Here is a 13950-nt window from a genome sequence, read left to right as displayed (position 1 = left end):
GGGTGAGGGTGGTTGACCCCGCGCTCGGCCTTTCATGAATGATTTCCCCCCAATAACGGCCCCCCCAACTCCCCGGATAACCATCCCCGACTATCCGGATTTCGCCCTCCCGCGGGATGCCGCCTAATCGACGGACAACCCTCGGAGGTGCCCATGACCCGCCCCAGCGATCCGGCCGAACTGGCCGCCTACTACGACGTGCAGTACAACGCCCGCGCCAGCGTCGAGGACTTCGACCAGTACCCGCGCCAGTACCGCGCGCTGAGCGACGCAGCCCACGCGAAGCTGAAGTGCTTCAAGGATGTGTCCTACGGGCCAGGAGCCGGTGAGCGGCTGGATATCTTCCCGGCCGTTCAGCGGGATGCCCCGGTACTGCTGTTCATTCACGGCGGCTATTGGCGTGCGTTGTCCAAGGCCGAATCGGCGTTCATGGCGCCGGCCTTGACTACCGCTGGCGCCTGCGTGGTGGTCCTGGACTACGACCTGGCTCCGGCCGTGAGCCTCGATCACATCGTCGACCAGACCCGCCGCGCGCTGGCCTGGCTGCATCGGCATATCGTCGAGTACGGCGGCGATCCGCAGCGGCTGTATGCCAGTGGCAGCTCTGCCGGCGGGCATCTCACGGGAATGCTCCTGGCCGGCGACTGGCACGGGCGCTACGGCGTGCCGGGCAATGTGCTGTGCGGTGCGCTTCCCATCAGTGGGCTGTTCGACCTGCGGCCGCTGCTGGAGACCCATATCAACGGCTGGATGGGGATGGACGAGATGGCGGCGCGCCGCAACAGCCCGGCCTTCCATCTGCCGACGCGGGGGGCGGAACTGGTGATCAGCTACGGGGCGCTGGAAACGGCGGAGTTCGCTCGCCAGTCCCATGACTTCCTTGAGGCCTGGCGCGCGAGCGGGCTGCCGGGCCGCTTCGTCGAAGCGCCTGGTCGGAACCATTTCGACGTGGTGCTGGAGCTGGGGCAGCCGGGGACGCCGTTGTATCGGGCGATATGCGAATTGATGGGGTTGTAGCGGACCGTTTGTGGGGGCGATTTCAATCGCTGAGGGGCACGCAGTGCCCCCAATGGCAGACCTGCGGTCTGCATCGCGAATGAATTCGCCCCCACAGGAAAAGCAGCCCACAGAAACCTGTGCCTATCCCTGCTGGTTCGCCTCAGCCCAGCAACTCCCTCAATTGCCCGGTGATCCGCTGCTTCTCGTCCAGGCGCTGCATGATGCGCTGGACGATTTCGTAGCGCGTCACGGCGACGCTCTTCATCTGTGCCAGGGCCTGCAGGGCGATGGCGGATTTCTCCAGGCCGGAGCGCGTCGAACCATCCACCTGTGCCAGGCCGGTGCGTGCGTTTTCCGAGGCGTTCTGCAAGCCGCCGACAATTTCCCTGATCTGTTCGCTGGCTTCGTTTGCGCGGCGGGCGAGGTTACGCACTTCTTCCGCCACCACCGCGAATCCACGGCCCTGTTCGCCGGCGCGTGCCGCCTCGATGGCGGCGTTGAGGGCCAGCAGGTTGGTCTGCTTGGCGATCTCCTGGATGCTGCCGACGATGGAACCGATGCGTTGCGACTGGTCGCTGAGATCGTTGAACACCTCGGTGATGTGGACCATGTACTCGCCCAGCTCACCTATGGACGTTTTCGAATCCTCGATGCTGCGAGTGGAGAGTTGCAGGTTCTCGCCCGCCTGCTGGGCCAGGCTGTTGGCCTGCTGCATGTCGGCCTCGCTTTCGGCAATCGCCAGGCCAAGGTCGGCCAGGCGGGCCAGCAGTTGATCGAACGGCAGCGTGGGCGCGGCCACCACCGGGTTTTCCACAGGGAGTGACGGCGCGGGCAGCGGTTCTGGAATCGGCTGGAGCACCGGCACTTCGACTACCTGGGCAGGCAGATGGTGATAGAGCAACCCACCCCATAAGGTGCAGGTACCGGCCAGGACCAACGGCCAGGGGCTGGCCAGCAGCCAGGCGGCGAGCATGAAAAGGCCGCCGAGACAGAGCAGCAGGGCGGCCAGGGATTTTCGGGGCATGGGGATTCCTTGTCGGGGCAGGCACTGGGGGGAAATTACCTGTGGGGGCGAATTCATTCGCTTAGGGCAGCGCAGCTGCCCCCAACGAACCTCCGTAGGGCAGCCCTTCGGCCTGCTTCGCGATTGAAATCGCCCCCACAGGTGGAGCAGGCCGTGCCGAGGTCTGACCTCGGCGCTCGGTCTTAGAACAGTGCCACGGTATAGTTGAGGATCAGGCGGTTTTCGTCGATGTCGGTGCGGTAGTTGGAACGCGCGGTGACATTACGGATGCGCACGCCCAGGCCCTTGAGCGAGCCGCTCTGGATCACGTAGCCGATGTCCAGGTCACGCTCCCAGTCCTCGCCTTCGAAGCCCTTGCCGGTGTCGACGTTGTCGCCCTTGATGTAGCGCAGGGTGGTGGTCAGGCCGGGGATGCCGAGGGCGGCGAAGTCGTAGTCATGGCGCACCTGCCAGGAGCGCTCATCCGCCGAGGCGAACTCGTAGGTGGGGACCTCGTTGCCCAGCGGCGTGATGTTGGCGAAGACCTTGGGGAAGCCCTGGTCGCCGTACATGCCCTGGTAGCCGATGAAGAAGGTGTGGCCGCCGCGCTTGGCCGAGAGCAGGGAGTAGAAGGCCTGGTTGTCGACCTCGCCGATCATCTTCTTGCCGTCTTCGCTGGAATCGTAGAAGCCCATATTGGCGCCCAGCACCCAGTCGCCCACAGGTTCGGCGTGCTTCAGGCTGATCAGGCGCTGGTCGTAGATGTCTTCCAGTTGCGCATACCAGGCGCCCACTGTGGTTCGGTTGCTGTTGAAGGCGTAATCCGCGCCCGCGTAGTTGAACGCGTCCGAGGAGGCCTGGCGTTGCGGCTGGTAGCCGATCTGGGCCTGGATCTTGTCGTCGCCGGCTTCGTTGCGCAGGCTCGTGCCGGTCAGGTGGCCGCCCTGCAGGGTGAGCCCGGCGATCTCGCTGGAGGTGACGCTGGCGCCCTGGTAGCTGGGCGGCAACAGGCGGATATCGCTGAACATCAGCACCGGCAGGTTGGGTTGCAGCTCGCCGACTTTCAGCTCGGTTTTGGAAACGCGCATCTTCCCGGCGACGCCCAGGCGGCTGTAGTCGTCGGCGGCCTCGCCGTCTTCCTGCACCGGCAGCAGGCCGGTGTTCACCCGGTCGGGGCTGCTGTCGAGCTTGATACCGAGGGTGCCGATGGCGTCGATGCCGAAGCCCACGGTTCCCGGCGTGTAACCGGACTTGAAGTTGAGGATGAAGCCCTGGGCCCATTCCTCGGCCTTGGACTGTTTGTTCGGTCCGACGATGTCGGAGAAATCGCGGCTGAAGTAGTAGTTGCGCAGCTGCAGGGTGGCGGTGGAGTCCTCGATGAAACCGGATTCCGCGGCCAGCGCGCTGAAGGGGAGGGTGCTCAAAAGGAGGGGTAACGCACGGGACTTGTAGATCATCGCAAGGCTCTTCTTCTTCTGGTTTTTGGGCGCAACCGTCCGCCGCCGGCTTTTTGCGAAGCCGGCGGGAGGCGGGTTGCGTCGGGGTTGCCGGTCCGTGGTGACGACGGACCGGGCGGGTCGGGGCGGTGCTCTAGACGCCCAGGTATCGGTGCGAAAGCTCGGGGGCAGCCGACAGCTCCGCTGGCGTGCCCTGCCAGACCTGGCGGCCCTTCTCGATGATGTGATGGCGGTCGACCACCCGCGCCATCTCCTTGAGGTTCTTGTCGATCACCAGGATGGTCTCGCCCTCGGCCTTGAGGGTGGCCAGGCAGTTCCAGATGGTCTCGCGGATCACCGGGGCGAGGCCTTCGGTGGCTTCGTCGAGGATCAGCAACTGCGGGTTGGTCATCAGCGCGCGACCCACTACCAGCATCTGCTGCTCGCCGCCGGAGAGGGTCTTGGACAGTTGCTCCTGGCGTTCCTCCAGGCGCGGGAACAGGGCGTAGATGCGCTTGAGGTCCCACTTGCCGCCCTTGCTGGCGGTGGCCAGCAGGTTCTCCTTCACGCTCAGGGTGCCGAAGGCGCGGCGGCCTTCCGGCACCAGGCCGAGGCCGGCCTGGGCGATGCGGTAGGGCGTGGCGCCGCGCATCTCCTTGCCGTGGATGCGGATGTTCCCGGCGCTGGGTTTGAGCAGGCCCATGATGGATTTCACCGTGGTGGTCTTGCCCATGCCATTGCGGCCGATCAGCGACACCACTTCGCCCTGTTCGATCTTCAGGTGCATGTCGAACAGCACCTGGCTCAGGCCGTAGCCGGCCTGCAATCCACTGACTTCAAGCATATTCTTCCCCCAGGTAGGCGGCGCGGACCTGCGCGTTGCTGCGGACTTCTTCGACGGAGCCGGTGAGGATGGTCTGGCCGTAGACCAGCACGGTGATGCGGTCGGCCAGGGCGAACACCGCGTCCATGTCGTGTTCCACCAGCAGAATGGCGTAGCGCCCCTTGAGCGACATGAGCAGCTCGGTCATGCGCGCGGATTCCTCGGCGCCCATGCCGGCCATGGGTTCGTCCAGCAGCAGCACCGAGGCTTCCTGGGCCAGCGCCAGGGCCAGTTCCAGCTGGCGGCGTTCGCCGTGGGACAGTTCGCTCACCCGGTCCTCCGAGCGATGGCCGAGGCCGACCTGCTCCAGGTAGCCGCGCGCCGGGTCCAGCAGGCTGCGGTCGCGGGACAGCGGCTTCCACATGCCGAAGCTCTTGCCTTCGCGGGCGGCGATGGCCACGGCGACGTTTTCCAGCAGGCTGAAGTCCGGGTAGAGCTGGCTGACCTGGAAGGACCGCGCCAGGCCCAGGCGTGGGCGTTCGTGGGCGGGCACATCGGTGATGTCCTTGCCAGCAAAGAGGATCTGCCCCTTGTCCGGACGGATTTCCCCGGCGATCTGCGAGATCAGCGTCGACTTTCCGGCACCGTTGGGGCCGATGATGGCGTGCAGCTCGCCAGCGGCCAGTTCCAGGTTGGCGCCATTGGTGGCCTTCACCGCACCGAAGGCCTTTTCCAGGCCACGGATGGACAGTTGCGCGCTCATGGGTGCACCTCGCGGGTGGTGGCGACAGGGGCGGGCTGGGCGGAGGGCTTGCGCGGCCGCTGACGGGCCATCAGCAGGCCGTAGATGCCCTGGCGGCCAAACAACACCACCAGCAGCAGGAGCGGGCCGAAGATCAGCAGCCAGTGCTCGGTCCACAGGCTCAGCAGTTGCTCCAGGCCGAGGTAGACGGCCGCACCCAGTACCGGGCCGAGCAGGGTGCCGACGCCACCGAGGATGACCATGGCCATCAGCTCGCCGGACTTCTGCCAGGACGCCATGTCGGGGCTGACGAACAGCGCGTAGTTGGCCCAGAGCAGGCCGGCCAGCCCGGCGCCGATGCCAGCGATGACGAAGGTGGTGAGGCGATAGCGCAGGGGTTTCAGCCCCAGGCTGACGGTGCGCCGTTCACTTTGCTTGAGGCCGCGCAGGACGAAGCCGAATCGCGATCCCACCAGGCGCCGGCAGAACAGCAGCCAGGCCACCAGCAGGCCGACGCAGAGGTAATAGAACTGGTTGGTGTCGTTCAGGTCGAGGCCCGGAACCGTGTTGCGCTCGTTCATCAGGATGCCGTCGTCGCCGCCGTAGAGGGACAGCGAACCGAGGATGAAATAGAGCATCTGGCTGAAGGCCAGGGTGATCATGATGAACTGCACGCCGGTGGTGCGCAGCGACAGGTAGCCCATCACCAGGCCGAGCAGGGCGCAGCAGAGCAGGGCCAGCGGCCAGACCACCAATGCGCTGTTGCTGCCTTCCCAGCCCCACAGCGGCATGCCCTGGGACGTATGGAAGGCGATGATGCCGACCACGTAGCCGCCCAGGCCGAAGAAGGCGGCGTGGCCGAAGCTGACCATGGCGCCGTAGCCGATCAGCAGGTCCAGGCTGGCGGCGGCCATGCCGTAGATGGCCAGGCGGGTGAACAGGCTGACCAGGAAGGGTTCGTCGAGCAGCGCCGCCAGCAGCGGCATCAGCGCGAAGGTGGCCAGGCAGGCCAGGTCGATAATCAGTCGACGGGACATGGGATTCTCCTCAGGCACGGGCCGGCAGCAGGCCGCGCGGACGCACCAGCAGCACCAGGGCCATGACGATGTAGGCGCTGGCGGAAATCAGGCCGCCGCTCAGTGCGCCGCTGACGTCGGCGGGCAGCAGCTGGTCCAGCAGCGGTGGGATGTAGGCGCGGCCGAGGCTGTCGACCATGCCGATCAGCAGGGCACCGACCAGGGCGCCACGTACCGAACCCACGCCGCCAACGACGATGACCACGAAGGTGGTGATCAGCACCTTCTCGCCCATGCCGATCTCCACCGAGAGCAGCGGCGCCGCCATGAATCCGGCGAGGCCGCAGAGCACGCAGCCAAAGACGAACACCAGGGTGTAGAGGCGGCTGATGTTGACCCCAAGGGCACCGACCATCTCGTGGTCGTCGGCACCCGCGCGGATCAGCATGCCCAGGCGGGTGTGGTTGATCAGCAGCCACATGCCGAGGGCCACCAGCAGGCCGGCGCCGATGAACAGCAGGCGGCTGACCGGGTACATCAGGCCGGGCAGCACTTCGACGAAGGTGTTGTACCAGTCCGGTGTCGGCATGGCCGGCGGGCTGCGGCCGAACAGCAGGGTGATCAGCTCGTTGCTGAAGAACACCACGGCCAGCGTCGCCAGCACCTGGTCGAGGTGGTCGCGGTTGTAGAGGCGGCGGATGATCCCGGTCTCGATCACCAGGCCATAGAGCGCGGCACCGGCCAGGGCAGCGAGGCCGCCGAGCCAGAAGGAGCCGCTGGCGATGGCGGTGTAGGCGGCGCAGAACGCACCGACCATGTAGAAGGCGCCGTGGGCCAGGTTGATGACACCCATGATGCCGAAGATCAGCGTCAGGCCGGAGGCGAGCAGAAACAGCAGGGCGCTGTACTGCAGGCCGTTGAGAAGTTGTTCGAGCAACAGCATGGCGAAGTCCTGCGGTGATGGCCCGCCGGGGTGGCCGGCGGGCTGGCGGTTCAGGTCGGGATCAGAGCGCGCACTGGGCCGCGTAACTGTCCACCTGGGCCTTGGCGATGGTCTTCACCGGCACTTCCGTGAGCTTGCCGTCGGCGCCGGCCTGGACCTTGAGCAGGTGCCAGTCGATCACGGCGTGCTGGTTGCTGCCGAAGCGGAATTCGCCACGCACCGAGTCGAAACGGGCATCACGCAGGGCGCTGCGGAAGGCTTCAGCGTTCTTGATGTCGCCGTTGGTGGCCTTGAGGGCGGAGCCGATCAGGCGCGCGGTGTCGTAGCCCTGGGCGGCGTACATGGTGGGCGCGCGGTTGTACTTCTCGGTGAACGCCTTGACGAAGGCCTGGTTGGCCGGGTTGTCGGACTGCGGGTTCCAGCCGCTGACCACGTTGACGCCCTCGGCCACGTTGCCGGTGGCGGCGAGCATGCGTTCGTCCATGGAGAACACCGGCACCACCATCGGGATGCTCTTGGCCAGGCCCGAGCTGCCGTACTGCTTGGCGAAGTTGATGCCGCCGCCGCCCGGATGGAACTGGAACACCGCGTCCGGGTTCAGCGAGCGGATGCGCGCCAGCTCCACGGAGAAGTCCAGCTGGTTGAGCTTGGTGTAGATCTCGGTGACCTCGCCCTTGAAGGTGCGCTTGAACCCCGCCAGGGCATCGCGGCCGGCCTGGTAGTTGGGGGCGAGGATGACCATCTTCTTGTAGCCCAGGTCGTTGGCGGCGACGCCGGCCATCTCGTGGGGTACGTCGTTCTGGTAGGAGGCGGCGAAGTAGTGGGGCTTGCACTGCGCGCCGGCCAGGTTGGAGGGCGCGGCGTTGGTGCTGATGTAGAAGCGGTCGCCCTGGGTGGCGCCGTTGACCACGGCGGCGAGGACGTTGGAGAACATCACCCCGGTGTAGAGCGAGATGCCGTCGAGGCTCATGCGGTCGATGATCTGCTTGCCTTTGGCGGGCTGCAGGCCGTCGTCCTCCACCACCAGTTCCACTGGCACGCCGCCGAGCTTGCCGCCTTCCTGGTCCATGGCCAGGCGGAAGGCGTCGCGGGCGTCTTCGCCCAGGTAGCCAGCGGGGGTGGAGAGGGTGGTGATGAAGCCGATGCGCACAGGGTCCTGTGCCAGGACGGGGAGGGAAGAGGCCAGCGCGGCCCCGAGCATCGCAAGGTTCAGGGTTTTTTTCATGGTTACCGCCTTGGTTGCGCAGTGCCGTCGTGACTCGGCCTGCATAGTTGTTGTTTGGGCAGTTGGTGAAGCGGGTGGAGCGTGTTTGTTGTTTTGTGTGCCGCCGTAGGAGCGAGCTTGCTCGCGAACGCATCGCGCATTCGCCACCCCGTAGGATGGGTAGAGCCTGCGAAACCCATCGATGTGGTGATGGGTTTCGCTTCGCTCTAGCGGAACGCCGCCCGCGCCATCCTACGAAGCGGTCAGGTATTGCTCTCGGTGAACTTCTCGAAATACAGGTGGCCGTTGTCGATGCCGTTCTCCGTGAGCCAGGTCTTCACCGACTCGACCATCGGCGGCGGGCCGCAGAGGTACATGTCGAAGGGGGCTTCGCGCAGGGCCGCTGCATCGAAATGCTCGGGGACGTAGCCGCGCTTGCCGTTCCAGTCCTGGCCTTCGTCGCTGATCACCGGCGTGAAGCTGAAGCCTGGGATGCGCTCGGCGTAGCCCTGGATGCGCTCCAGCTCGCAGAGGTCCGCCACCTGGCGCACGCCGTAGAACAGGTGTACAGGTTGGCCGCAGCCGCCGCGTTCGGCGATTTCGTCGAGCATGCCGAGGAAGGCCGAGAGGCCGGTGCCGCCGGCTACCAGCAGCAGCGGCTTCTCGATGTGGCGCATGTAGAAAGCACCCAGCGGGGCTTCGAAGCGGATTTCGTCACCCACCTTGCAGCGCTCGCGGATGTAGTTGCTCATCACTCCATCGGGCAGCAGGCGGATGAGGAATTGCAGCTTGTTCTCCGCATTCGGCCGGTTGGCGAAGGAGTAGGAGCGATTCGAGTCCGTGCCCGGCACCTGCAGGCGGGCGTACTGCCCCGGCAGGAAGTCCAGCTGCTGGCCGTCGACACCGGCATCCAGATGGAGGATGGCGGTGGTCGGCGAGACCTGCTCCACGAAGGTGACGATGCCGCGCTCCTGCACCGTCTTCGACGCGCCGCAGAGGGCGGAGTCGAAGTCGAAGTAGAAGGACGCATCGGACTGCACGCGGGTCTGGCAGGTGAGCATCTTGCGCTGCTCCAGGTCCTTGGCCGACAAGGCCTCCTCGTCCACGTAGTCCATGGCGTAGCGGCCGGACTCGCAGCGGCCCATGCAGGTGCCGCAGACGCCCTCGCGGCAGTCCAGCGGAATGTTGATGCCGTTGCGCAGGGCGGCATCGAGAAGGATCTCGTTGCCCTGCACGGGGAAGAACAGGGTTTTGCCATCGGCAAAACTGAAGGCGACCTTGTGGTTCATGGCGCGTACATCCGGGCAATCAGAGGTGGTAGAAATCGAGCACCGAGTTGATGGTGTCGTTGAGCAGGACCATGTGCTTGCGGGTGATCTTCCAGCTCTCACCCACGGGCTTGAGGTGGTAGGTCGCGTGGCCGAAGAACTGCTCGCTCTGGCCCAGGCGGAAGTACAGGGTGTGCCAGTTGGCCTTCACTTCCAGTTGGCCGTCATCGCGCTCCTTGACGCGCACGTTGCTGATCTGGTGCAGGGTGCGCGGCATCGGGATGGTCGAGGCGGCCTTGCCGGTGCGGATGCGGAACACGCGGTCTTCCAGGCCCGAACGGTTGCTGTAGTAGATCAGCGACATGCCGCGCTTCGGGTCGGTGGTGTACTGGTGCTCGGACTCCCACTGCGGCAGGTGGTACTCGCACTGCTCGTCGAACAGGTCCAAGTAGGCGTCCCAGTCCTGGGCGTCGCACAGGGCAGATTTTGCGTAGAGAAATTGCTCGATCTGGTATTGCAGCTGCTGGTTCATGCCTGCACCTCCTGCAGTTTCAGGGCTTTCTGGTCCAGGCCCTGGAGCAGGAAGCGCTGCCAGTTGGCGTGCTGGTTCACGTACAGGCCTTCATGGGTGAATTCGGTGCCGGTCATCACCGGGGCGATGCCCAGGGTCTGGCTGTTCGACGTGGCGCCGGTGACCCACTTGCCGTAGCCGCGGGAGATGTCGCTCCAGCGTTCCAGGCGGCCCTGGAAACCGCGCTGCTGTTCGCGGAACTCCACCAGGTCGTCGGGGGTGCCCATGCCGGAGACGTTGAAGAAGTCCTCGAACTGGCGGATGCGGCTTTCGCGATCGGCGTCGGATTCGCCTTTCACGCCGATGCACTGGCTGATGATCTCGGTCTTGTTCCAGGCCAGCGGACGCACGATGCGCAGCTGCGAGCTGATCTGGTCCATGAAGAACAGGCTGGGGTAGATATTCAGGTTGCGCAGGCGGTGCATCATCCACTCCGCCTTGCCCTGACCGTGCTCCTCGACCAGGCGCGGCATCACGGTGGCGTAACCGGGGCGCACGGTGGGGTTGGGCATGTCGCTGAACAGCACGCTGTGGCCGTTGTTGAAGGAGAACCAGCCGTCGTCGGTTTCGGTGTCGCCGGCCCCCAGCTTGCTGTAGTCCAGGGTGCTGCCGGCGCTGCCCTTGCTGGCGTTGACCTGCTGGCGGTGCTGCACGGTGGCCACGTAGTTGTAGTGCACGGTGCTGACGTGATAGCCGTCCAGGCCGTTCTCGTTCTGCAGCTTCCAGTTGCCGTCGAAGGTGTAGGTGGACTTGCCGGGCAGGACTTCCAGCTCACCGGTGGGCGACTGGGCGACCATCATGTCGAAGAACACCTTGGCGTCGCCGAGGAAGTCTTCGAGGCTGTCGGTGCCTGCGACATCGAGGCTGATGAAGACGAAGCCCTTGTAGCTCTCGATGCGTGCCTTCTTCAGGCCACGGGTGGCCTTGTCGAAACCTTCCGGGTACTCGCCCGGTGCCTTGACCTTCACCAGGCGGCCATCGCTCTTGTAGCACCAGGCGTGGAAGGGGCAGGTGAAGGTGGACTGGTTGCCCTTGCCGACGCGGGTGAGGGTGGCGCCACGATGCTGGCAGGCGTTGATCAGCGCGTTCAGCTGGCCGTTGCCGTCACGGGTGATGATCATCGGCTGGCGGCCGGCGCGCAGGGTCATGAAGTCGTGGGCATTGGGGATCTCGCTCTCGTGGCAGGCGTAGATCCAGTTCTTCTCGAAGATCAGCTCCATCTCCAGGTCGAACAGTTCCGGCTCGGTGAACATGTCGCGGGCAATGCGGTACACGCCTTCTTCCGGACGGAAGTCCAGGCAGCCGCTGACGTACTCTCTCCACTGCGCAACGTTCTTATTCGAAGTATTCATGGGTGGCACCTTCCACATCGGGTGAATCAGTGGAGGCCATTAGAAGGAGCCGCGGGTCGGCTGGTCTATCCGCTTGGTTGGCGAAGAAACGCCGAAAATTTTGACGGCTCACCGGGTCCTTGAAAGTCCCGGGTGACGGGGCTTTCAAAGGATTTCTGGCAGCCTGAATAAGCGGATAGCTTTCGCCGAAAAAGCGGATGGCCAACAGGTGCCGGAGCGGATTGAAATTCGCCCTCGCCGTGCCGCCCGAGGCCGCAGTAACGGTCTGCGATGCGGGGTAACGCTTTTTCGCGCGGCTAGCAGAAGGGCGTCTGGCGCGCTATCCGGAAAGTTGGCGAAGGCTGTCCGCAGGCTTCGACTTCGGCGTCTTCGGTGCGGTGTCCGGTCAATGGCGGTAACACCCGTGATTCCAAAGGGGCATCGGCTCGCTCGCGAGGCGGGGGCAGGACCCTGCCAGGGGGTATCCGAAGCGTTTTTGCCACGCTGCGCCGTGGCGAGGCGGGTTGCTCCGTACTGGGGCGGCGAATCGCTCTGGAACAGGCCTGACGGGCCCTCCAGACAGAGGCGGGTATCCACGAACTTCGACAATGCTATCCTTTTGTTTCGAATCGCGACGGACCGCAGGGGCGTGGCACGGAGCTTGCCTTGTCCATGTTGACGCGCCGCAGAGTGCGCATCTCCAGAAGCCGTTTTGGGTGCCGCGTGATGAGTACGAAGAACCATCAATTCCGAGACATTTCCGCCGATCGCTACGACCTCGCCGGGGCGCGCTCCTGGATGTCGAACATCTGCGGCCCTCACCACCTGAAGGCTGCAAAGCCCGAGCGGATCCAGTTCCATCACAGCGGAAACGTGCTGCCCTCGATGTCGACGACGATGGGCTACGTCGAGTACGGCACGGACGTCACCATCGGTGTCGGCGACGAGATGAACCTCAATTGCTACAGCCTCAGCCTGCCGCTGGCCGGTGAACAGGAGCTGGTCAAGTCCGGGCACCTCCTGCGTTCGGATCGCGACTGGGGGGTGATCGTGTCGCCCCACGAGTTCCAGGAACTCACCATCGCCGGTGACTGCCACAAGTTGCAGGTGGCCATTCCCCGCGCCGCCATGCAGCAGACCCTGGAGGACCTTCTGCAGCGCAGCGTGGACACACCGTTGAGCTTCCAGGCGGAGATGAACGCGGTGGAGGGCGCTGCGGCGTCCTGGTGGCGCATGGCGCGGCACCTGATCGACGAGCTGGAGCGCAGCCGTGACCTCTACGGCCAGCTGTTCTTCACCCGCGACCTGGAAAGCGCGCTGATCAAGGGGCTGATCCTGGCGCAGCCGAACAATTATTCGGAGGAGTTGCGCGGACGGCTGGAGATCAAGTTGCCCCATTACCTGGTGCGGGCGCGGGACTTCATCCATGTCCATGCTCGCGAAGAGATCTGCCTGGAAGACATCGAGCGGGCCGCCGGCGTGTCGCGCTTCAAGCTGTTCGAGGGCTTCAAGCGATATTTCGGCCAATCGCCCATGGCCTACCTGAAGAAGCACCGCCTGACCGCCGTGCGCCAGGAACTGCTGGAAGACCGCAGCGCCCGGAATATCTCGGTGATCGCCATGGGCTGGGGCTTCAACCATCTCGGCCGCTTCGCCAGCGAGTACCGCAAGCTGTTCGACGAAACCCCGAGCATGACCATCCAGCGCCTGGAGGAGCGGCGCGGGCGTTCTCTCTGAAGCACTGCCGCCTGTCGAGAAATGCACGGGTGATTGTCGAACGGTCCTGAAATCAGACGACTACCAGGGGCGAGTCCCTCATTTCCGTCAGGTTCAGGAGAGTGCGACATGAAAATCGACAAACACCCCGTGGTTTCCCGCGAAGAATGGCTGCATGCCCGCGAGGAGCTGTTGCGCAAGGAAAAGGCCTTCACCCGTGAACGCGACCGGCTCAGCGCCGAGCGGCGGGCGCTGCCCTGGGTTCGAATCGAGCAGGTCTACGCCTTCGAGGGACCGGACGGTTGGGAAACCCTGGCCGACCTGTTCGACGGGCGCAGCACCCTGGTCGTCTACCACTTCATGTTCGGCCCCAACTGGAAGGAAGGTTGCCCCGGCTGCTCCTTCCTCGCCGACCACATCGACGGGCCCAACCAGCACCTCAAGCACCACGATGTGACGCTACTCTGCGTTTCCCGTGCGCCCTTGCAGGAGTTCCAGGCCTTCCGCAAGCGCATGGGCTGGAAGTTCAAGTGGGTGTCGTCCCAGGGCAGCTCCTTCAACCAGGACTTCGGCGTGGCCGCCCGGCCCGAGGACATCGCCGCCGGCACCGCCCGCTACAACTACGGCACCAGCAAGGACCCGGGCGAGGACATGCCGGGGCTCAGCGTGTTCTATCGCAACGACGCGGGGGAGATTTTCCACACCTACTCCACCTACGCCCGTGGCCTGGACCTGCTGGTGGGCGCCTACAACTTCCTCGACCTGCTGCCCAAGGGGCGGGACGAGCAGGAGATCATGGACTGGATGACCTACCACGACCGCTATGAGGATGAGCCGGCCAAGGTGCATAGCTGCTGCGCGGAGTGATTGGGTTGGGCGAACCTGCGGTCCGCATAGC

At 65.0% G+C, this 13950-nt stretch carries 13 protein-coding genes; 3 read left to right on the top strand and 10 right to left on the bottom strand.

Annotation, left to right across the window (positions count from 1 at the left end; genetic code table 11):
- Positions 1-153: 153 nt before the first annotated feature.
- Positions 154-1017 (top strand): alpha/beta hydrolase, encoded by an 864-nt coding sequence (locus E8F06_RS28405; protein WP_280372489.1) that lies wholly within the window; start codon positions 154-156, stop codon positions 1015-1017.
- Positions 1018-1159: 142 nt separating this feature from the next.
- Here E8F06_RS28405 and E8F06_RS28400 read toward each other — a convergent pair whose 3' ends face one another.
- The 10 genes from E8F06_RS28400 to antA form a co-directional block, all read right to left on the bottom strand.
- Entirely contained in the window at positions 1160-2023 is an 864-nt protein-coding gene (locus E8F06_RS28400; protein WP_280372488.1) for a methyl-accepting chemotaxis protein, read from the bottom strand.
- A 182-nt stretch (positions 2024-2205) separates the two neighbouring features.
- Positions 2206-3459: an OprD family porin gene (locus tag E8F06_RS28395; RefSeq protein WP_280372487.1), complete on the bottom strand. Its 1254-nt coding sequence runs from the start codon at positions 3457-3459 to the stop codon at positions 2206-2208.
- Positions 3460-3592: 133 nt separating this feature from the next.
- Entirely contained in the window at positions 3593-4282 is a 690-nt protein-coding gene (locus E8F06_RS28390) for an ABC transporter ATP-binding protein (protein ID WP_280372486.1), read from the bottom strand.
- Entirely contained in the window at positions 4275-5024 is a 750-nt protein-coding gene (locus E8F06_RS28385; protein ID WP_280372485.1) for an ABC transporter ATP-binding protein, read from the bottom strand. Before E8F06_RS28385 ends, E8F06_RS28390 begins: the two co-directional genes overlap by 8 nt.
- The gene (locus tag E8F06_RS28380; protein WP_280372484.1) at positions 5021-6040 is read right to left on the bottom strand and encodes a branched-chain amino acid ABC transporter permease; all 1020 of its coding nucleotides are present in this window, start codon (positions 6038-6040) and stop codon (positions 5021-5023) included. The genes E8F06_RS28385 and E8F06_RS28380 overlap by 4 nt, the downstream gene beginning before the upstream one ends.
- Before the next feature lie 10 nt (positions 6041-6050).
- A complete protein-coding gene (locus E8F06_RS28375) occupies positions 6051-6962 on the bottom strand; it encodes a branched-chain amino acid ABC transporter permease (RefSeq protein WP_179059302.1) in 912 nt (303 codons plus the stop codon).
- Positions 6963-7023: 61 nt separating this feature from the next.
- The gene (locus E8F06_RS28370) at positions 7024-8187 is read right to left on the bottom strand and encodes an ABC transporter substrate-binding protein (RefSeq protein WP_280372483.1); all 1164 of its coding nucleotides are present in this window, start codon (positions 8185-8187) and stop codon (positions 7024-7026) included.
- A gap of 242 nt (positions 8188-8429) precedes the next feature.
- Positions 8430-9455 carry an anthranilate 1,2-dioxygenase electron transfer component AntC gene (antC, locus tag E8F06_RS28365; protein ID WP_280372482.1) on the bottom strand — a complete coding sequence of 342 codons (1026 nt, stop codon included), beginning with the start codon at positions 9453-9455 and terminating at the stop codon, positions 8430-8432.
- 19 nt (positions 9456-9474) lie between these two features.
- Entirely contained in the window at positions 9475-9966 is a 492-nt protein-coding gene (gene antB, locus E8F06_RS28360) for an anthranilate 1,2-dioxygenase small subunit (RefSeq protein ID WP_280372481.1), read from the bottom strand.
- Positions 9963-11357, bottom strand: a complete 1395-nt coding sequence (antA, locus tag E8F06_RS28355) for an anthranilate 1,2-dioxygenase large subunit (protein ID WP_179059298.1) — start codon at positions 11355-11357, stop codon at positions 9963-9965. The genes antB and antA overlap by 4 nt, the downstream gene beginning before the upstream one ends.
- A 702-nt stretch (positions 11358-12059) precedes the next feature.
- Here antA and E8F06_RS28350 point away from each other — a divergent pair.
- Together E8F06_RS28350 and E8F06_RS28345 are read left to right on the top strand one after the other, a co-directional pair.
- Positions 12060-13073 (top strand): AraC family transcriptional regulator, encoded by a 1014-nt coding sequence (locus E8F06_RS28350; RefSeq protein WP_280372480.1) that lies wholly within the window; start codon positions 12060-12062, stop codon positions 13071-13073.
- 108 nt (positions 13074-13181) lie between these two features.
- Positions 13182-13919, top strand: coding sequence for a thioredoxin family protein (locus tag E8F06_RS28345; protein ID WP_280372479.1), 738 nt, complete (start codon positions 13182-13184; stop codon positions 13917-13919).
- Positions 13920-13950: the final 31 nt, after the last annotated feature.

Source organism: Pseudomonas sp. BN411 (assembly GCF_029871235.1).
Lineage (GTDB): Bacteria > Pseudomonadota > Gammaproteobacteria > Pseudomonadales > Pseudomonadaceae > Metapseudomonas.
The sequence above is the reverse complement of the archived record's forward strand: the minus strand, read 5'-3'. Positions and strand labels throughout refer to the sequence as shown.